General features: G+C 35.2%; 19 protein-coding genes. 17 read left to right on the top strand and 2 right to left on the bottom strand.

What is annotated here, in order from left to right:
• The first annotated feature begins 236 nt into the window (after positions 1-236).
• The 14 genes from BN349_RS12930 (at position 237) to yajC (ending at position 14978) form a co-directional block, all read left to right on the top strand.
• The gene (locus BN349_RS12930) at positions 237-1442 is read left to right on the top strand and encodes an MFS transporter (RefSeq protein ID WP_019242746.1); all 1206 of its coding nucleotides are present in this window, start codon (positions 237-239) and stop codon (positions 1440-1442) included.
• Positions 1443-1808: 366 nt separating this feature from the next.
• A complete protein-coding gene (gene nadB, locus BN349_RS12925) occupies positions 1809-3380 on the top strand; it encodes an L-aspartate oxidase (protein ID WP_019242745.1) in 1572 nt (523 codons plus the stop codon).
• Positions 3361-4227 (top strand): carboxylating nicotinate-nucleotide diphosphorylase, encoded by an 867-nt coding sequence (nadC, locus tag BN349_RS12920; RefSeq protein WP_019242744.1) that lies wholly within the window; start codon positions 3361-3363, stop codon positions 4225-4227. Before nadB ends, nadC begins: the two co-directional genes overlap by 20 nt.
• Positions 4214-5317, top strand: coding sequence for a quinolinate synthase NadA (nadA, locus tag BN349_RS12915; protein ID WP_019242743.1), 1104 nt, complete (start codon positions 4214-4216; stop codon positions 5315-5317). The genes nadC and nadA overlap by 14 nt, the downstream gene beginning before the upstream one ends.
• Before the next feature lie 389 nt (positions 5318-5706).
• Positions 5707-6324: a DedA family protein gene (locus tag BN349_RS12910; protein ID WP_019242742.1), complete on the top strand. Its 618-nt coding sequence runs from the start codon at positions 5707-5709 to the stop codon at positions 6322-6324.
• A gap of 446 nt (positions 6325-6770) precedes the next feature.
• A complete protein-coding gene (gene safA, locus BN349_RS26765) occupies positions 6771-8654 on the top strand; it encodes a SafA/ExsA family spore coat assembly protein (RefSeq protein WP_019242741.1) in 1884 nt (627 codons plus the stop codon).
• Positions 8651-9610 (top strand): aminoglycoside phosphotransferase family protein, encoded by a 960-nt coding sequence (locus BN349_RS23925; RefSeq protein WP_019242740.1) that lies wholly within the window; start codon positions 8651-8653, stop codon positions 9608-9610. Before safA ends, BN349_RS23925 begins: the two co-directional genes overlap by 4 nt.
• Positions 9611-9865: 255 nt before the next feature.
• Positions 9866-10375 carry a BofC C-terminal domain-containing protein gene (locus tag BN349_RS12895; protein ID WP_019242739.1) on the top strand — a complete coding sequence of 170 codons (510 nt, stop codon included), beginning with the start codon at positions 9866-9868 and terminating at the stop codon, positions 10373-10375.
• A 235-nt stretch (positions 10376-10610) separates the two neighbouring features.
• Positions 10611-11216: a Holliday junction branch migration protein RuvA gene (ruvA, locus tag BN349_RS12890; protein WP_019242738.1), complete on the top strand. Its 606-nt coding sequence runs from the start codon at positions 10611-10613 to the stop codon at positions 11214-11216.
• Between the two features lie 12 nt (positions 11217-11228).
• Entirely contained in the window at positions 11229-12230 is a 1002-nt protein-coding gene (ruvB, locus tag BN349_RS12885; RefSeq protein WP_019242737.1) for a Holliday junction branch migration DNA helicase RuvB, read from the top strand.
• On the top strand, positions 12227-12433 hold the full coding sequence (locus BN349_RS12880; RefSeq protein ID WP_019242736.1) for a DUF2905 domain-containing protein: 207 nt from the start codon (positions 12227-12229) through the stop codon (positions 12431-12433). Before ruvB ends, BN349_RS12880 begins: the two co-directional genes overlap by 4 nt.
• A 32-nt stretch (positions 12434-12465) precedes the next feature.
• Positions 12466-13494, top strand: a complete 1029-nt coding sequence (gene queA, locus BN349_RS12875) for a tRNA preQ1(34) S-adenosylmethionine ribosyltransferase-isomerase QueA (RefSeq protein WP_019242735.1) — start codon at positions 12466-12468, stop codon at positions 13492-13494.
• A gap of 29 nt (positions 13495-13523) precedes the next feature.
• Complete coding sequence (tgt, locus tag BN349_RS12870; RefSeq protein WP_019242734.1) at positions 13524-14663, top strand: tRNA guanosine(34) transglycosylase Tgt; 1140 nt, start codon at positions 13524-13526, stop codon at positions 14661-14663.
• A gap of 36 nt (positions 14664-14699) precedes the next feature.
• Positions 14700-14978, top strand: a complete 279-nt coding sequence (yajC, locus tag BN349_RS12865) for a preprotein translocase subunit YajC (protein WP_019242733.1) — start codon at positions 14700-14702, stop codon at positions 14976-14978.
• A gap of 162 nt (positions 14979-15140) precedes the next feature.
• Here yajC and BN349_RS12860 read toward each other — a convergent pair whose 3' ends face one another.
• Positions 15141-15524: a TIGR04086 family membrane protein gene (locus BN349_RS12860; protein ID WP_019242732.1), complete on the bottom strand. Its 384-nt coding sequence runs from the start codon at positions 15522-15524 to the stop codon at positions 15141-15143.
• Positions 15525-15699: 175 nt separating this feature from the next.
• On the opposite strand from BN349_RS12860, the gene BN349_RS12850 reads away from it, so the two are divergent.
• Positions 15700-16347 carry a YetF domain-containing protein gene (locus BN349_RS12850; RefSeq protein WP_019242731.1) on the top strand — a complete coding sequence of 216 codons (648 nt, stop codon included), beginning with the start codon at positions 15700-15702 and terminating at the stop codon, positions 16345-16347.
• Here BN349_RS12850 and spoVB read toward each other — a convergent pair.
• The gene (gene spoVB, locus BN349_RS12845; RefSeq protein WP_019242730.1) at positions 16344-17870 is read right to left on the bottom strand and encodes a stage V sporulation protein B; all 1527 of its coding nucleotides are present in this window, start codon (positions 17868-17870) and stop codon (positions 16344-16346) included. The two genes, BN349_RS12850 and spoVB, sit on opposite strands and share 4 nt — an antisense overlap.
• Positions 17871-17991: 121 nt before the next feature.
• Here spoVB and BN349_RS12840 point away from each other — a divergent pair, with 121 nt between their 5' ends.
• Both BN349_RS12840 and secDF read left to right on the top strand, forming a co-directional pair.
• Complete coding sequence (locus BN349_RS12840) at positions 17992-18291, top strand: post-transcriptional regulator (RefSeq protein WP_019242729.1); 300 nt, start codon at positions 17992-17994, stop codon at positions 18289-18291.
• Positions 18292-18539: 248 nt separating this feature from the next.
• Positions 18540-20801: a protein translocase subunit SecDF gene (secDF, locus tag BN349_RS12835; RefSeq protein WP_019242728.1), complete on the top strand. Its 2262-nt coding sequence runs from the start codon at positions 18540-18542 to the stop codon at positions 20799-20801.
• Positions 20802-20847 lie beyond the last annotated feature (46 nt).

Raw genomic sequence — 20847 nt, 5'->3', positions numbered from 1 at the left:
AATAATAGAGTGAGAAGGAAACTAAATAATAGATTTAAAGTTTTTTCATAAAAAAGAATCAATCGAATACAGTTGGGTTTTATTGTCTAGCTCCAACGCTTCAGTTCCTCGGAGGGGACTTATGCTAATTGGAGTCTGATAGTTTATAGGTCAAAAAAGCGTTGCTATAGGACATAGGATTTTAGTCGTTGGTCCTAACGAGGCGGTTGCGCTTTTCAAAGAAAGAAGGCTTCTTAGTGAGTACATGGAAAAGAAACTTGTATATTTGTTGGTTTGGATGTTTTTTAACAGCAGCAGGAATGAACTTAGTCATTCCTTTTCTTCCGTTATATATTACTCAGCTAGGTGAACATCATAATGTTGAGGTTTGGTCTAGTTTTGCTTTTAGCAGTACTTTTATAACAGCGGCGATCTTTTCGCCGATTTGGGGTAAATTAGCTGATAAAATTGGGCGTAAGCCAATGTTAATTCGAGCAAGTATCGGTATGGCGATTATAATGATTTTAATGGGATTTGCCCAAAATGCGTTTCAACTTGTAGCACTTCGTTTTTTTATGGGGGCTGTATCGGGATTTATTCCAGCGGCTATTATTCTAGTCGCTTCCCAGGCTCCTACCAAAAAAAGTGGCTGGGCGCTAGGTCTTCTTTCCACTGGTGGTGTTGGTGGAACATTAATTGGACCATTATTAGGAGGACTGCTTGCGGATTTAATCGGTTTAAGAGAAGTATTTTGGATAACTGGAACGATGTTGTTTTTTACTTTTCTCGTTTGTTTATACATTAAAGAAGATTTTAAACCGATGGTGAAAGCCAAAAGTAGTAACATTTCTCAACAAAGCATCGATAAAAAAGCTTTTTTGAAGATAACAAGTGGGATTTTCGTAACAACATTTATACTACAAGCCGCACTAATGTCGATTCAACCGTTTTTATCGTTATATGTAGCGGATCTTGGAGGGAATGTTTCTTATCTAGCTTTTTTAGCTGGAATCGTGACAGCAGTATCTGGAGTATCGAATTTAATAGCCGCTCCTTTTCTTGGTAGATTAGGAGACAAAATTGGGCCGCAAAAAGTGTTACAGTTTAGTTTAGTTATAGTTGGTTTCATTTTAGGGTTACATGCTATTGTGCATAATGTTTGGGAACTAGTATTTCTTCGATTTATCATTGGTTTCGGTTTAGGAGGTCTAATTCCGGCGATAAATACATTATTAAAGAAAGTGGTTCCAGATGAGTTAACTGGTAAAGCATTTGGCTTTAATCAAACAGCCCAATACATGGGGAATTTTATAGGGCCGATTTGTGGAGGACAAATAGCTAGCGGCTTAGGAATACCTGCTGTATTCATTGTTTCCTGCAGTCTTTTATTAGTAAATGCAGTATGGGTGTACTTTATTAGAAAAAAAGCCGTTAATACGTATAGGATCATTAAAGATAATTAAAAAGAGGTAGGTTAATGACTATGATCATAATTACTTCTTATATATAGCTTCTCTGTAGTTGCCAAAGCGACGAATAAAAAGTAATTGGAGATTACTTTTTATTCGTCGCTTTATATTTAAGTAACTTTTTAAAGCTAGGTGGTAGAATGTTCGGCCGAGGAATGAAAATTCATTATACACAGATAATGCTCATTACCTGCCCTGAGGAAAGTAAGCATTCTAGAGTATAATTCAATTCGATTTGTATGTACTTTTTATTTAAGGCAACGCAGTTTATGAAAATAGCTTTTTAATTATATTTCTTGAAAAATGAAAGAATATGTGTAAATATATGTGTCAAGACACCTGTCGTTTAGGAGGGTAATGATGAATAAAATGAATTATGATGTTTTACTTGTTGGCAGTGGAGTAGCTGCATTACAAACAGCTTTACACGCGAGTAAAACGAAAAAGGTTGTCCTTTTAACGAAAACAAATGTAAGAAGCAGCAGTACTTATTTAGCCCAAGGGGGAATTGCTGCTGTACACGCAAAAAGTGATCATATTGCAAGCCATTTACAAGATACGATTGAAGCAGGGAGATTCCATAATAATGAAAATGCAGTTCATCACCTTGTTTCTCAAGGTGGAGAGGTTGTAAATGAATTAATAGCACAAGGCATGCAATTTGATCGTGACCATTATAATCAAATTTTATATGGTTTAGAGGGAGCTCATAGTAAAAGGCGGATCTTACATAGTAAAGGTGATTCAACTGGGAAGGAACTAGCAGAATTTTTAATAAATCAAGCATATAGTTCTAACATCGATATACGAGAAAATGAAATGGTAGTGGATGTAATCCTAGGAGAGGATGGAAGCTGTTTAGGAGTTTATTCCATGAATGCTGAAGGTCGAATAAATAAGTATTATGCTTCACAAACTGTATTAGCAACTGGAGGATGCGGAACTTTATATCCGTTTAGTACAAATGGCAAGAATGCTATAGGAGATGGATTTGCTCTAGCTCTAAAAGCAGGAGCTAGATTAAAAGATATGGAGTTTATACAATTTCATCCCACTGGTTTATATATAGATGGAAAAGTTCGGGGGTTAGTGTCAGAAGCTGTTAGAGGTGAAGGAGCGAAATTAGTAACAGCGGAAGGCAAGTTAATCATGGAGGGAGTCCATGATTTAAAAGATTTAGCTCCTCGTCATGTAGTAGCTCAAACGATTTTTTCGTATATGAATAAAGGGAATGACATATATCTTGATATTTCTTCAATTGATCATTTTTCCGAAAAATTTCCGACCATTAGTTCTTTATGTGAACAGTATGGATTGAATTGGAAGGATGGGATTATTCCTGTAGCACCAGCCAGCCATTTTATTATGGGTGGAGTTGAAACAAACGAATATGGACAAACGAATGTACAAGGATTGTTTGCAGTAGGAGAGGTAGCATGTACAGGTGTACATGGAGCAAATCGTTTAGCAAGTAATTCTTTACTAGAAGGATTGGTTTTTGGGAAAGATGTGGGTAATTATATACAGCAATTACCTAAACATCAAATGATTAGAATGGAACAATCATTTGATGTATGCCAATCTCTTAAACTTCCGAATGTTATGGAAATGAAGAGAAATATGTTCAAATATGTAGGAATTGTTAGAAATGAAGAAGGGTTATCACAGATGTTTAACTGGCTTCAGCAGTACAGTGCTGAAGAAATACTGTCCCATAATTTATGCTCGTTAACAAAAGAAGAAGTATCAACGGCATTTATGTTGTTAACAGCCATCTGTATAGTGAAATCCGCTTTACTACGTAAGGAAAGTAGGGGTGGACACTTTCGAATAGATTATGATATGGAAAAACGAGAATGGCAGGATGCGTCAATAGTTATGAGCTTAATAGATATGGAAGGGAGTGTAGTTTATGAACAAGTTAAAGCTTAAAGAATTACTACATGCTTTTTTTATAGAAGATATCGGTGAAAGAGACCTTACCTCAAATGCTTTATTTCAAGGAAATGAAAAAGGAAAATTTACGTTTCTAGCAAAACAAAGTGGAATCTTTTGTGGAGAGGAAGTCATTCGTACGGGGTTCCATGTAATAAATGATCAAATTAAAGTTATGTTATTTGTTCAGGATGGTGAACGAATTGAAGTGGGACAAAAATTAGCAGAAATTCATGGGGAAATATCTTCACTTTTAATGGGAGAAAGAGTGATTTTAAATCTTATTCAGCGAATGAGTGGAATTGCAACAGAAGCTAATAAGGCTTATCAAATTTTAAAAGAAAGTTCTACGAAAGCATGTGATACCAGAAAAACAACACCAGGATTACGAATGCTTGAAAAGTATGCTGTTCGCTGTGGAGGAGTAAGTAATCATCGCTATGGCTTATACGATGGTGTAATGATTAAAGATAATCATATTGATTTTATGGGTGGTATTACAAAGGCTATTACGAAAGCTAAAGAAGAAGTCGGTCATATGGTAAAAATCGAAGTAGAAACATCTACAAAAGAGGAAGTATTAGAAGCAGTCGCTGCCGGGGCTGACGTTATAATGTTTGATAATTGCACGCCGCAACAGATTCAAGAGTATGTAAAGTTAGTTCCCGCAAATATTGTAACAGAAGCTTCTGGTGGAATAACTTTAGAAACCTTACATTTATATCGGAATACAGGAGTAAATTATATTTCCTTGGGTTGTTTAACTCATTCGGCTAAAGCTCTTGATATTAGCGCAAAAGTGAATTTTTTAGAAAAAAAGGAGAATATTCATGAGTATGCTTGAAGAAATAATGAATCAGACACATCTACCTGAAAAATATAAGCAAATGTCTGAAAATGAAATACATGAACGAATTAAGGAAGTAAAGGCACAATTAGGAGATGATTTATTTATTCCTGGCCATCATTATCAACGTGAAGAAGTCATACAATATTGTCATTCTACTGGAGATTCGTTGCAATTAGCACAAATTTCAGCTAAACAAGCTAAAGCATCTTATATCGTTTTTTGTGGGGTCCATTTTATGGCTGAAACAGCAGACATTTTAACAAAGGAGCATCAAAAGGTGTTGCTTCCTGATATGAGAGCCGGCTGTTCCATGGCGGATATGGCTAATATTCAACAAATGGAAGTAGCATGGAAGGAATTGCAACATAGATTTGGAGATACTATTATTCCATTAACCTATGTAAATTCAACAGCTGATATAAAAGCATTTGTTGGTCGAAATGGTGGAGCTACGGTAACTTCTTCTAATGCAAAAGAAATGTTAACATGGGCCTTTAGTCAAAAGGAAAAAATTCTTTTTCTTCCTGATCAACATTTGGGAAGAAATACGGCATGGGATCTTGGAATTCCGCTCGACCAGATGATTATTTGGGATCCAATCAAAAATGAACTACAAGATGAGGGAAAAGCAAAGAATAGTAGAATGATTCTCTGGAAAGGCCATTGTTCAGTTCATGAAAATTTTACTGTTGAAAACGTTCAACAAGTACGTGAAAAATACCCAAACATTAATGTGCTTGTACATCCAGAATGTACGAGGGAAGTGGTGGAACTATCAGACTATAACGGAAGTACAAAATATATTATTGATTGTATTGAAAAAGCATCTGCTGGCACACAATGGGCAATTGGAACTGAGATGAATTTAGTAAAAAGACTTATTGATCGTCATCGTGATAAAACTATTATTTCCTTAAATCCATACATGTGTCCGTGCTTAACAATGAATCGAATTGATGCAAGACATCTATTATGGAGTTTAGATAGCATAGTGGAAAATAATCCAGTTAATGTGATTCGTGTTGATCAGAAAACTGCTGAAGAAGCACAATTGGCAATCAATCGAATGTTAGAACGTTCGTAATATATTAAAAGGGAATAATATTTTCATTGCTTTTTAATTGTAAGGGGTGTACCAACAGATTTTTAAACGGTACACTTCTTTTCATTTTGTTTTTTACTTTTGTTAAGAAATTGTAAATTTTACACTCCTAATATATAAAAAAGATGAAATTTGTTGAAAATTATGCGAAAATAAAGTGGTTTTCAATTTAGAAGTGTATAATGGCTAGAAGGGTATTTGTCTTATAACTTTTAAAGGAAGAAAGCAAATCTATTGAGATTTGTTTTCTAAATAATTTTGTCAATAAAATTAAGGCTTTTAGAACTGTAGTGAGTTTGTTACTTGTTTATCATTACATTTATGAAGGTCAAACGAAAAGATCTTGATTAGGATTTTAGGAGAGGGATGGCGTGTCAGAATATATTGTAATGTTCATAGATTTTTTTCAACAATTTGGCTATTTTGGCGTTTTATTAGCCCTTTGTTTTGAGTTTATTCCTGCTGAGATTGTATTACCGATGGCTGGATATTGGGTATCACAAGGAGAGTATAATATTCATTTGTTAGCATTAGCTGGTACAGTGGGAGGTACTCTTGGTCCACTTACTTTATATGCGTTAGGAAGATATGGTGGTAGACCGCTAGTTGTGAAATACGGGAAGTTTTTTTTAGTGAATGAAAAGCAAATTAAAGCATCCGATCAATTTTTTGAGAAGTATGGTCCAGGAGTAGCTTTCTTTGCTCGTTTTTTACCGGTCGTTCGAACAGCTATTTCTATTCCGTGTGGGATGACAAAAATGAATGTCATGAAGTTTAGTGTGTATACCTTTTTAGCGATGTATCCTATTACATATTTTTATCTGTATTTAGGAAAAAAATTGGGTGAAAATTGGGAGCAAGCTGGTCAAATATTTGATGAATATTCATTTCCGCTTGTTGGAGGATTAGTGGTTGTTATAGTGGGCTATATCCTTATAAAAAAATTTACATCGAATAAAAAGAGAGTTTCATCACAAAAAAGATATTAATATATGTAGAAAAGGTGACTTCGCAAAAAGCTGTTTTGAAGTCACCTTTATTTATTTACCCTAGGATACTAGCTTTCCGCGTGGCGTGAGACGTGCGATTGGCACTTTGAGCGCCAAGTGAACGAATTGGACGAAAAAACAAAAATCTTTAGAAAACAGTCCGATAAAAAGTAATAACATAGCTTAACAGATTGTTTTCTTGAAAGAGATATATAACGCTTTTTTATTAATGAATATTTAGAATTGATATAATAGACAGTTTGCGATGGTGATTTAATGTTACAATAATTTCAAAGTGTGTTTTTTAAATTATCTCTTCACGTATTGAATGAAAGCAGCTGATACACATATTTGTTCATCTCTTTGCATAAGTTTTCTTGAAAAAGATTAGCATTTTGCCTATTTTTTCATAGTATATATGGACATTTGCATAGGAGGGAAGCATTGTGAAGATACACATTGTCCAAAAAGGAGATACACTTTGGAAACTCGCAAAAAAGTACGGCGTGAAATTTGACGAGTTAAAAAAGTTAAATTCTCAGCTAAGTAATCCTGACATGATTATGCCTGGAATGAAAATTAAAATTCCTGGCATGGGTTCTGGAAAAGCGCCATCAACAACTAAATCGAATACAATTATTAACGTTGGATCAAAGGCTAAAAAAGAAGCACCGATTACAGGAACACAAACTATGCCTATAAAAGAGGCACCAAAAGCTAACGTAACAACTCCACCTGTTAAAGAAGCACCAAAGCCGATTGCCAAAACAGCTCCAGTAAAAGAAGTACCAAAGCCAATTGTCAAAACAGCTCCAGCAAAAGAAGCACCAAAGCCGATTGCCAAAACAGCTCCAGTAAAAGAAACGCCAAAGCCAATTGCCAAAACAGCTCCAGTAAAAGAAACGCCAAAGCCAATTGTAGCACCAACTCCAGTAAAAGAAGTTCCATTACCAATTATTGCACCAACTCCTAAAAAGGCAGCACCTATCGTGCAGCAAAAACCTGTAATGCCTTCTCCGGTGATTCCTGAAGTGGAAATGAATAATAATTACATGGTTAATATGGCCAATATGACAGTCGAACAACCACCAGCACCAGTTAGTCAACCTGTGAAAGAAGTGCAACCAAACATTGCTCCAACACCAATGCCATATCAGCCACAAATGCAAGTAGCTCAAGAAGAGTGTGTGCCAATAACTCCAATGATGCCAGGACCGGGTTTTTGTCCACCCTTTATGCCGATGCATCATCATTTTTGTGGTCCGGCACCATCCTTTATGATACATCCAATGTATATGGAGGAAAGCTCAAGTATGTGTGAACCACATGCGAACATGTATTACCACCAGCCTGGAGCAAATATGCCAACTTCACAGCAACAAATGCACCAGCAATATGGTATGCCGTTTCCTCATGAGTACATGGGACACGTACCAGAAGTATCACCGCATGGTTTACATCATCATTTTGAGTCATCTTCACACCCTGGACTACATGCGCAAGTTCATATGGAAGATCAAGATGATTGTGGTTGTGGAGATTCCGAATCAATGGCTCCAACACCGCATCAAACTGCAAATGACTATTATGGAAATCAACCCAAATTTTATCCTAATCAAAATATGAACTTTCCATCTATGCAAGAATCTATGAATATAGAAATGGAATCAATGCAACAACAGTTTTCGCAGCAACTGATGGGTAGTATGCAGCAACCAGCATACCAACAACCGATGGGTGGCATGCAGCAGCAACCAGCATACCAACAACCGATGGGTAGCATGCAGCAGCAACCAGCATACCAACAACCGATGGGTGGCATGCAGCAGCAACCAGCGTACCAACAACCGATGGGTGGCATGCAGCAGCAACCAGCGTATCAACAACCGATGGGTGGCATGCAGCAGCAACCAGCGTATCAACAACCGATGGGTGGTATGCAGCAACCAGCGTATCAACAACCGATGGGTGGCATGCAGCAGCAACCAGCATCTCAGCAACCGATGAGCGGTATGCAGCAACCGATGTATCAAGCATCGATGGGTAGTATGCGGCAATCAGCGTATCAGCAGCCGATGGATGGTATGCGACCACAGTCGTTTCAGCAAATGAATGGTATGCAGCAAGAACCATATCAAAATCAAATGAGATCTATGATGCAACCTTACCAAAATAATCAAATGATGAATTATGAAGAAAAGCACTTTCAAAGCTACGAAATCGATTATGCTACTGATTTAAGTGCAGAAGAAATGAATATAGAACAAATTCAAGATGGGGATGCTCTAGATGCGTTAAAGATGCCTAGATATGCGGATGAAAGCCTATGAGTAGCTCATATTCCGAAGAAAGTCATGAATTTCACCGTCGGTTGTTAAAAAGTACTAGGGATAGTGGTACTGGCTTGAGAAAAGCATTGAAAGTTAGAGATAATGTATATTTTGTAACTACGAACCACAAAAAATATGTAGTAAAGGGATTCTCAAGCCGTAAAAAATACGATGCTCAGAGAAAACTAACAAAGTTATTAAAACGACATGGCTTTAATCGTACGTATGACTTTATTGATCAATTTGCTCCATTTTCTTATGATGGTGAAATATATGCTTGGATTGAATATATTAAGCCCCAAAAAGATAAATTCACTTTTGAATCTTTAACCTGTAGAAAAGAAGGGTTAAAGATACTTAAGGATTTTCATAATGCCACAAGTAATTTCTATGATGAAATATCTATAAAGCATTTTGACCAATTAGAAAAATGGAAGGAAAGGTTGAAAGATTTCAAGAGAAACAAACATATTATAAATAAATATGTCTCGTCTGATTATCTACAATCATGGATTAATTGGGGAGAGTTTTCACTTAAAGGATTAGAAAAATACGAGAAATTATTATACAAAGAGAAAAATTGTATCGTACATGGTGATGTAGCTCACCATAATTTCTTTTATAGAAACGATGGCGTTTTGTATTTAATTGATTTTGATTTAATTAGTAAAGCGCCACCTTTACTTGATTATCTTCAATATTGTAATCGTATTATGCCAGATATTCGTGACAGTAATGAATTATGGAGTTACAAACAACTCCAAAAATACAAAGAGAATACGGCTTTTTTATATGCCTTAACATTTCCAACAGATATATTTAGAGAGTGGAATCGGATTGTAAGAGAAGATTTATTCTTTGATCAAGGATACCTCCATTCTGTTTGGAAATTAACTGTTGAGGAAGCGAAGCAAAGAATGAAAATTTATAAAGATATCGTCAAACTGATTAAATAACCATTTTTAATTGCAGTTAATTTGTAACAAGAAATGAATGGTTAAAATCCGTGAGATTTTTGACGGAAAAGAGAGAAAGATAAAACCTACAGTTAGAATCTTGACACTCGTTAACGGAAAATGAACGAATTAGAGCTTTTAAAAGCAAAGAACTATAACACAATAGTAAAATTAAATATAGCGCAAGAATAATATTCATTGTAATGGGAAACCTAGTTTAATGATGAAAAAGATTGTTAAACTAGAGGTGAAACCATGCACAAAAGACGTATTAGTAAACATCTATATTTAACGGCTATTATCAGCGTAATTGGCTTGTTTTTGTTTTCAGCTTGGAGTGAACGTGAATATTCTTCTGTATATGCAGATCAAATTCGTAAAATAACTTTACAAAGATTATACCTAGATGGAGAAATGGGAGAAGAGACGATTGTAAAGGAAGTAGGCTCTGTATCTGAAATTAAAGAAGTATATAAAGATTGGGAGCTTGTTTTGCAAAATGATAAAGAACTTGTTTTTCAAAAGAAAATTAATGATATTTCCCCATTGTTAAAAGCAAATGGATATTTTGGAATTACCGAGGATGGTACTTTATCGATTTTTAATGGGAAGCCTATACATTCAGATGTCATTCAATCCTTTTTTCAAATTGATGTGGAAATGCTAGAAACGAAAAAACATAATGAGCTAGTCGAAGGTATACCAGTGAAAGATAAAAAACATTACGAATCTGTGTTAGAAGTATTTGAACAATATATGGAGTAATGACAAAAAGCTTGATGTTTCAATTTTAAACTATCAAGCTTTTTTATTAAGATAGTTGCTGTTGATACGTAAAAGTGAGATCTTACTACTTATTTATAGGAAATAAAGACTATAAAAAAAGTAATATCATTGAAATGAGAGATTGATGCTTTTCTTATAAAAAAAATGCTTGTTCGGTTTTTTTTATGTGATTTATGATACAATGATTTACAGAAAAAGATTGGAGCGAAGCAGTTTGTACGATTATATTAAAGGTTCGGTTCAATTTGTTGGACCACATTATATTGTTATTGAAAATGGTGGGATCGGGTATCGGATAATGGCACCTAATCCTTTTGTTTTTTCTATAAGTGATCAGACGATAAAAGTTTATACGTATCATTATGTAAGAGAAGATATTATAGCACTCTATGGTTTTAAAACACAGGAAGAAAAAGCGTTATTTGAAAAGCTACTAAATGTTACAGGGATCGGACCAAAAGGGGCTCTGGCTATACTTGCTTCAGGTCAAGTTGAACAAGTAGTCCAAGCTATAGAAAATGAAGATGATAAATTCCTAGTTAAGTTTCCGGGAGTTGGAAAAAAAACCGCTGCCCAAATGATATTAGATTTAAAAGGAAAGCTAGAAAATATCGTGCCAGATTATTTCCCAAATTTATTTAATAACGCACTTGAAACTACTCATCGTGGAAATAATGATGAATTAGAAGAAGCAATGGAAGCACTAAAAGCATTAGGATATTCCGATCGTGAAATAACTAAAGTTAGTAAAGCTCTTCAGAAAGAACATAAAACTACAGAAGAATATATTAAGATGGCGTTACAATTGCTTTTAAAATAGGAGGTGGAATGTGTGGAAGAACGTATTGTTCAATCAGAGGTCGAGTCAGAAGAATTATCCTTTGAGCAAAACTTGCGCCCCCAGCAGCTTCAGCAGTACATTGGGCAGAGTAAAGTAAAAGAAAACTTACAAGTATTTATTGAAGCTGCAAGAATGCGACAAGAAACACTTGATCATGTTCTTCTTTACGGCCCTCCAGGATTAGGAAAAACAACGCTTGCAACCATTATTGCCAACGAAATGGGAGTTAATATACGAACTACGTCTGGACCTGCTATTGAAAGACCTGGTGATTTAGCAGCTATCCTAACAGCTCTAGAACCAGGAGATGTACTGTTTATTGACGAAATACATCGTTTACCACGTACCGTTGAAGAAGTATTATACCCTGCTATGGAGGATTATTGCTTAGATATCGTTCTTGGAAAAGGTCCACAGGCTAGAAGCGTACGTCTAGATTTACCTCCGTTTACATTAGTAGGGGCTACTACTCGAGCAGGATCATTATCAGCACCACTACGTGATCGTTTTGGTGTATTAAGTCGGTTAGAGTATTATACAGAGGAACAATTAAAATGCATCGTTTCAAGGACAGCAGAAATTTTACAAACAGAGTTAGATGATGTGGCTGCACTTGAAATTGCGCGAAGATCGAGGGGAACACCAAGGATTGCAAATCGTTTACTAAGGAGAGTACGTGATTTTGCTCAAGTAAAAGGTTCAGGAGATATAACGATTGAGCTTGCTCGCTACTCATTAGAATTGATGCAAGTAGATCGATTAGGGTTAGATCATATTGATCATAAACTATTAAAAGGAATTATTGAAAAATTCCGCGGTGGTCCAGTTGGGGTAGAAACGATAGCAGCCAGTATTGGTGAGGAATCTACTACCATTGAAGATGTGTATGAGCCTTATCTTTTACAAATCGGTTTTTTACAGCGAACTCCTCGTGGTAGAATAGCTACCTCAGCAGCTTATCACCATTTTGGAATGGAGATACCAGAATCATGAATTCCTTACCAAAATTGTTGATGATTATCGGTGGCGTGCTTTTGGTTCTTGGTTTTTTTATGCAGTTTATTAAACTAGGTCGTTTGCCAGGAGATATTGTTATTAAAAAGGAAAACGCAACTTTTTACTTTCCGATTGTAACGAGTATAATAGTTAGCGTACTTATATCTGCTATTCTTTTTATTATAGGAAAGCTTAGATAAAGTGACATACATGAAAACAGGATGTGACAACATTGAAAGTCGATTTATTTGACTTCCATTTACCAGAGGAATTAATTGCACAAACGCCTCTGAAAAATAGGGAAGCAAGTCGTTTAATGGTATTAAATAAGCAAACAGGTGAAACATCAGACGAAGTGTTCAGTAATATTGTTGAACATTTAAATCCGGGAGATTGTATTGTGTTAAACGATACAAAAGTATTACCTGCAAGGCTTTTTGGTATGAAGGAAGACACAGGGGCTAAAGTTGAAATGCTTCTGTTAAAGCAAGATGAGGAAGATGTTTGGGAAGTGTTGGTTAAGCCGGCGAAGCGCGTTCGAAAAGGGACAACAATTGTTTTTGGTGATGGTGCACTTAAAGCAGTTTGTCAAGATGAGTTAGAACAAGGTGGTCGAATCGTAAAATTCGAATATGATGGTGTTTTTTATGAAATACTAGATCAACTAGGTACAATGCCTCTTCCTCCATATATAAAAGAGCAATTAGCGGAACAAGACCGTTACCAAACTGTGTACGCTAAAGAGCGAGGATCAGCGGCAGCTCCAACGGCTGGTTTGCATTTTACTGAAAGACTATTAGATGAAGTGCGTAATAAAGGTGTGCATGTTGCTTTTATCACGCTTCATGTAGGTTTAGGGACATTCCGACCAGTTAGTGTCGAGGATATTGCTGATCATGATATGCATGCTGAGTATTATCATATGACAGAAGAAACAGCGGATTTATTAAATTCCGTGAAATCTAAAGGTGGGCGTATCATCACAGTCGGAACAACTTCAACTAGAACATTAGAAACAATTGCAAGCAGACATAATGGTCATTTTGTCGCAGAAAGTGGCTGGACAGATATTTTTATTTTTCCAGGCTATGAATTTAAAGCTATTAATGCTATGATTACGAATTTTCACCTGCCAAAGTCAACGCTTATGATGTTGATTAGTGCGTTAGCAGGTCGTGAACATGTACTGGCTGCCTACAAAAAAGCTGTAGAAAAAGAATATCGCTTTTTTAGTTTTGGCGATGCCATGTTAATTATGTAAGTTGAAAAAAGAGAAGGGAAGAAATAAATTTGACAGCAATTCGCTATGAACTGATTAAAACGTGTAAGCAAACAGGGGCAAGATTAGGAAGAGTACATACTCCTCACGGCTCTTTTGATACCCCTTGCTTTATGCCAGTTGGAACACTAGCTACGGTAAAAACAATGTCACCTGAGGATTTAAAAGAACTTGGAGCGGGCATCATATTAAGTAATACGTATCATTTATGGCTTCGACCAGGACATGATATCATTAAAGAAGCTGGTGGTTTACACAAGTTTATGAACTGGGATCGTGCTATTCTTACAGATTCAGGTGGTTTCCAAGTTTTTAGTTTAAGTGATTTCCGAAGAATTGAAGAAGAAGGTGTTCATTTTAGAAATCATTTAAATGGAGATAAATTATTTTTATCACCAGAAAAAGCAATGGAAATTCAAAACGCTCTAGGTTCGGATATTATGATGGCATTCGATGAATGCCCACCATTTCCAGCTACTTTTGATTATATGAAAAAGTCTGTTGAAAGAACTTCACGTTGGGCTGAAAGATGTTTGAAGGCACATCAACGTCCAAATGATCAAGGGTTGTTCGGAATTGTTCAAGGTGGAGAATATGAAGAACTTCGTAAACAAAGTGCAAGAGATTTAGTTTCACTAGATTTCCCTGGATATGCAATTGGTGGTCTATCAGTTGGAGAACCAAAAGATATTATGAATAGAATGTTAGAGTATACAACTCCGCTATTACCAAGTGATAAACCTCGCTATTTAATGGGTGTAGGATCTCCTGACTCTCTAGTAGATGGAGCACTACGTGGTGTAGATATGTTTGACTGTGTATTACCGACTCGAATTGCGCGAAATGGTACTTTGATGACTAGTAATGGCCGTTTAGTCGTTAAGAATGCAAAATATGCACGTGATTTTGGCCCTCTTGATGAAAATTGTAATTGTCATGTGTGCAGAAATTACAGTAGAGCGTATATTCGCCACTTAATAAGATGTGACGAAACATTCGGAATTCGATTAACTACTTATCATAACCTATATTTTCTGTTAAACTTAATGAAGCAAGTCCGTCAAGCGATTATGGATGATCGTTTGGGTGACTTCAAAGAAGAGTTTTTCGAACAATATGGTTTCAACAAGCCGAATGCGAAGAATTTCTAAAAATCTTATATATTATTAAATGAAAGGAGTGGAATTATGGCAAATACATTAGCAACGATTGGACCACTATTATTGATGTTCGTATTGTTTTACTTCTTACTAATTCGTCCTCAACAAAAAAGGCAAAAAGCTGTACAAACAATGCAAAATGAACTTCAAAAAGGTGACAAAATCGTTACAATCGGTGGATTACATGGTTTTGTTGATTCGATTGACGAAAGTACAATCGTAATTAAATGTGGTGATGGTAGCCGTCTTACATATGATCGCGCAGCAATTCGTGATGTTGTTGAGAAGAGTACTACTATTGGTTGATATGAAAAAGAGGATGTTCAAAAGTTTTTTGCTTTTGGACATCCTCTTTATTTTTGTCTTCTGTTGGTCGGGAGGCCTTACAGGATGTAGGTCACAGAGGCGTTGCCTCAGGAGTGGTGCTTTTAACCTCTGCTCCTTGTAACAACTGCGTTTACGCTGTTCTTATTTCTCGGTTCCTCCGGATATATTAACCCCTAAGATACCGCCCATCATACTTATTAGAATATAACAAAGTGATTGAATCCACTCTCTAGCTGTAAAGGAAGTGTCATGGCCAAGATACTGAAATAATAGAATGATGAGGGTATATAATAAACCAGTGCCTCCACCAACCAGCCATCCTTGTTTTTTTCCTTTTCCTCCTGAAATGATTCCTCCGATAAAAATAGAAATGAATGATAAAATTAAAATGATATATGAAAGTGAAGATTCGGTTAAAGCAGTGAAGCGTAATAAAATTGAAAAGATTAGGCTGAAAATTAGAGCAAATATAAAAATCGTTATGGTACCGTAAAGGATGGCAGATCCCATTTTTTTCGTTTCCATATTGAAACTCCTTTCTAAACTATGAAAATTCCCTTTTGTACAAGCATATGAGGCGGTTGAGTCAAATAGAACTGTCTTCATTTATAGGAGAACAATAATTGCGTAATGTTTTACAAAAACTGTGGGAAACTAATGATGATTATTTTCGTAAGAGAGGAATTAACAAGTGGAAAGTATGATTTTTATTTCTGTAAGAACGGTTTTTCTGTATTTTATTATTCTGCTTATTTTTCGCTTAATGGGAAAAAGGGAGATTGCAGAATTAAGTGTGCTAGATTTAATTGTCTTTATGATGATTGCAGAGTTAGCAGTAGTAGCAATAGATGATCTGAAACTCCCGTTATTTGAAGCGATTTTGCCTATGATTATTTTATTAATCATTCAAATTGTATTGTCTCTTATTTCATTAAAAAGCCAAAAATTCAGGAATCTAATTGATGGTACACCGACTATTATCATCAATAATGGGAAAATTGATGAAAGGGCAATGCGAAAACAAAGATATAATTTTGATGATTTATTGGAGCAATTACGAGAAAAAGATGTTTTTAACGTAGCAGACATTCAATATGCGATCTTGGAGCCTTCTGGTGAATTATCTGTTATGAAAAAGCCCTCCTCATCAAATAAGAACAATACACCTTTACCTCTTCCATTAATACTTGATGGTAAAGTACAAGAAGAAAATTTATCGTTTTTGAATGTAACGAATGAATGGTTAATGCAACAGCTACAAAAACAAGGCTATAATCAGGTACAAAATATTTCTTACTGTAGCTTCGGAGATAAAGGTGAACTTTATATTGATGAGTTGGAATCTTAACGTTTAAAAGGTAGAAAAGATCGAATCTCCTTCAAAGTAATCACTTTTAACATTAAAGATAGAGTCATAAAGATCAAAACTGTAATGGCTATGGCGATATATAGCGAAGATGTAACCTCTATATATTTATAAAACATATGACCTGTCCATCCTGAAATAACAGTGATGATAATCGTTAATATATAGCTACGGAACTCTAAAAAAATCGGAATCCGTTTAGCTACAGTTGCAAAATGTAAAAAAGTTACAAGGACAATGCTGGCCGCAAATCCCATAGCTGTTCCCATTATTCCTAGCTGTGGCTGTGATGAAAGGATAAAAATTAAGGCAAGCTTAACAATAGCCCCAATCAAACTATTCATCATTGCTGCTCTGGCTAAATTTAATGCTTGTAGCACAGATTGTAAGGGCATTTGATAATAGGCAAATATACAGATAGGTGCAAGATATGTAATGAATATAGCCGCGTTTGTTTTTCCGTACATTAAGTTCATAATAGGGTCTGCAAAAACGAAAAGAATGACGATTGCTAAACAGCCAGTAAAAAAGGTTATACGTAATGCTTGATGAAGACGATGAGACACTAATTTAATATTTCCAACAGCTTGTGCCTCACTAATAGCAGGTACGAGAGATGTTGATAAAGCCATTGTAATAAAAGAAGGAAGCATGAGCAGTGGCCATGCGTATCCCATAAGCTCACCGTATTGCGAAGTTGCAAGAGCGGTAGATACACCTGCAATCGCTAAGCTTTGTGCTACAACGATAGGCTCGAAGAACCAAGAAATATTACTAATTAATCGGCTTCCTGTTGAAGGTAAGGCAATACTTAGTAATTGCTTAAGAGTTTCCTTGCCATTTGATACCTGTAAAAAGAAGTTTTTTCGAAATCTGAAATGCTTTTTTAATTTAAATAATGTCAATAAATAAGTTAAGGAAGCTAACTCACCAATTACAGAAGAAAACATGGCTGCTGCAGCGGCGTATTCAATACCATATGGAAGAAAAGCTTTTGTCATAAAGGCGATTAGAGCAATCCGAATTATTTGCTCTAATATTTGTGAATAGGCAGAAGGTTTCATATTTTGTTTTCCTTGAAAATAACCTCTGATTACAGCGGATACAGCTACAATTGGAATAATCGGTGTGATGGTTAATAATGGCCAATAAATTCGATCGTCTGTAAAAAGATTTTGTGATAGCCATGGAGCTAAAAGCATTAATGCGGGAGTGAAAATTACCGATAAACCTAATGTTACACTCAGTGAAACTACAAGGATTTTTTTAATTCGTTTTTCATCTCTTACAGCATTTGCTTCAGCAACAAATTTAGCAATGGCAACTGGTAAGCCGAGTTGAGTAATTGTAATAACAAGAAATAGAGATGGTAGAGCCATCATATATAAGCCTACACCTTCTCCTCCGATAACCCGTGCAACGACAATTCGATTAATAAATCCTAATACTCTAGTGATTAACCCGGCAGTAAGCAGGATTAAGGTACCTTGAAAAAACTTTGACATTTTAGTATTCCCTGCCTTCTCAAAATAGTCATAATCATCTATTATTAACTATATGCAACAAGGTGGACAAAGCATGACAAACTAGCTGTATATTCTTGTAAATGAAGGAGAAAGGGACGCGATGAAGAAAAGTCATTGTTTTGAAAAGTATCGTTCAAAATTACAACCGGCATTACAAAGTAAACGTGAAGAGTTCATACTACTAGGATATACAGAAGTAACAGACGACTATATTTGGGATTTTATGACGAAGAAAAAATGGAAAAAAGCAAACGAGGATGCGTTACTTCATCAGTTAGTAAATGATGTTTTGTCCGTGAAAATAGGGGAGTATATGCATTATGCAACAGTCGAAGCGTTTAAAGAAGCACAGAAAAATAATGTACCTGATTTAGATTCTTTTAGGGATTTATTTACATAATAATCGCATATTTGATAACAATCTAAAATTGACAGTCGAAAAAAATTGAATCATAATAATGTAGGAGATTTATTACGAATTTCAAAAAAATGTCTATATAATTTGATCTGTTTTAATAAATGGAAAATGGATTGCTTTTTTGTTTGTGCCATATCTTTCTCTATGAAATCATTATTTGATGAACTATAATAATCATTTCTTTCATACTGCAAGATCAGGCCTAAAAGTTTTAAGGAGGCTTATACATAATGGTTAAAAGATCAAGAATTGTTTCGTTCCTTCTTCTTGTCATTTTGATTTTTTCAGTGATGGGAACGACAACAAATGGAATTTTGAAAGATGTAAAACTTGGTTTAGACCTTCAAGGTGGATTTGAAGTTTTATATGAAGTTAAAACGGAAGATAACTCTAAGGTTACGGATGACGTTTTAAAAAGCACGGTCGCTGCTCTAGAACGACGAGTTAACGTACTAGGAGTAAGTGAACCTAGCATTCAAATTGAAGGTACGAATCGAATTCGTGTTCAATTAGCTGGTGTTAAAGATCAAAATAACGCTCGAGAAATTCTTTCTACTTCTGCTAAGCTTTCTTTCAGAGATTATAATGATAAAGAAATGTTAACAGGTAAAGATTTGAAAGAAAATGGTGCGAAGCAAACTTTTGATGGAAACACAAGTAGCCCTGTTGTTGAAGTCACTTTAAAGGATGCTAAAAAGTTTAAAGAAGTAACTCAAAAGATTTCCTCTATGCCAGAACCAACAAATGTACTAGCTATTTGGTTAGATTTTGAAGAAGGTAAAAACTCGCTAAGTAAGGGAGAAGAGCAAAGTAATTTAATTTCTGCTCCTCGTGTTAGCCAAGTATTTGATCAAAATACCGTTTTAATTACGGGTAATTTTACAATAAAAGAAGCACAAAATTTAGCAAATATGCTAAACGCAGGGGCTTTACCAGTTGATTTAGAAGAAATCTATTCATCTTCAGTAGGTGCTCAATTTGGACAAACTGCTTTAGATAAAACAATTCTAGCTGGAATCATTGGTATTGCTGCAATCTTTATATTTATGGTAGCTGTGTATCGCTTCCCAGGTATTATTGCGATTATTACATTGTCTGTTTATATTTATTTAATAATGTTAGTATTTAATTGGATGCATGCTGTCTTAACACTGCCAGGAATAGCTGCCTTAATATTAGGGGTAGGTATGGCCGTCGATGCGAATATAATCACGTATGAGAGGATAAAGGATGAAATTCGTGTAGGTAGAAGCATTAAATCGGCTTATAAAATTGGTAATAAGCATTCGTTAGGTACAATTATTGATGCAAATATTACAACGTTACTTGCTGCAGCTGTTATGTTCTTTTATGGTAATAGTTCTGTAAAAGGTTTTGCTACAATGCTTATTATCAGTATTTTCATGAGTGTTTTAACAAATGTATTCGGAACACGTTTATTTATGGGACTATGGATTAATAGTAACTTCCTAAACAAACGTCCAGGTTGGTTCGGTGTGAATAAAAAAGAAATTCACAACCTAAAAGATTTCAATGATACTTTACACTTACCAACTAAATTTGATAAGTTTGATTTTGTTAAGAGACGTAAGATCTTTTATTCCTTATCAGTTGCTGTAACGATTATTGGGATTATTTTCTTGTTCGTATTTAAGTTGAATTTAGGAATCGACTTTACTAGTGGTACTCGTTTAGAGGTAACTTCTAATAAAGTTATTTCAGAGCAACAGATTAAATCAGATTTGAATGAACTGAAAATAAAAGGTGACGATATCGTCTTCTCTGGTGATAACAATAAAACAGCTGTTATTCGAACAGTAGATACGCTAGATAAGAAAGAAATTCTAGAAGTGAAATCTTATTTCAAGGATAAATATGGACATGAACCAAATGTAAGTGCGGTTTCTCCAACAGTAGGTAAAGAGCTTGCGAAAAATGCCTTTATTTCTGTTATTATCGCTTCTATTGGGATTATTCTATATGTATCTGTACGATTTGAATGGAGAATGGGTGTACCAGCCGTTATAGCTTTATTACATGATGCTTTCTTCATCATAACGTTATTTAGTGTTCTTCGATTAGAAGTAGATTTGACCTTTATTGCTGCCGTATTAACAATTATCGGATACTCGATAAATGATACAATTGTTACATTCGACCGTGTTCGTGAAAATCTAATGAAAAAACGACAACTTCGAACAATTGAGGATATTGAAGAAATTGCAAATATCAGTATTCGCCAGACATTGATTCGTTCGATTAATACAATCTTAACAGTACTAGTCGCTGTTATTGCACTTTGTATTTTCGGTAGTGAAGCAATTCGAACATTCTCTATTGCGTTGTTAATCGGTCTATTATGTGGCGTTTATTCTTCAATCTTCATTGCTACTCAACTGTGGGTGGATTTAAAAGAAAAAGAGCTGAAGAAAAAAGGCGTTTTGAAAACATATAAAGAAAAGAAAAAGAATAAAGACGAAGCACAAGTATAATTTTGATAAAAAAACTGCGGAAATAATTTCCGTAGTTTTTTTTATA

The sequence above is a fragment of the Bacillus sp. AP8 genome, from assembly GCF_000321185.1.
In the GTDB taxonomy this organism is placed as follows: Bacteria; Bacillota; Bacilli; order Bacillales; family DSM-1321; genus Bacillus_AD; species Bacillus_AD massilioanorexius.
Note: the sequence above shows the minus strand (reverse complement) of the source record. Positions and strands in the feature narration are given on the sequence as shown.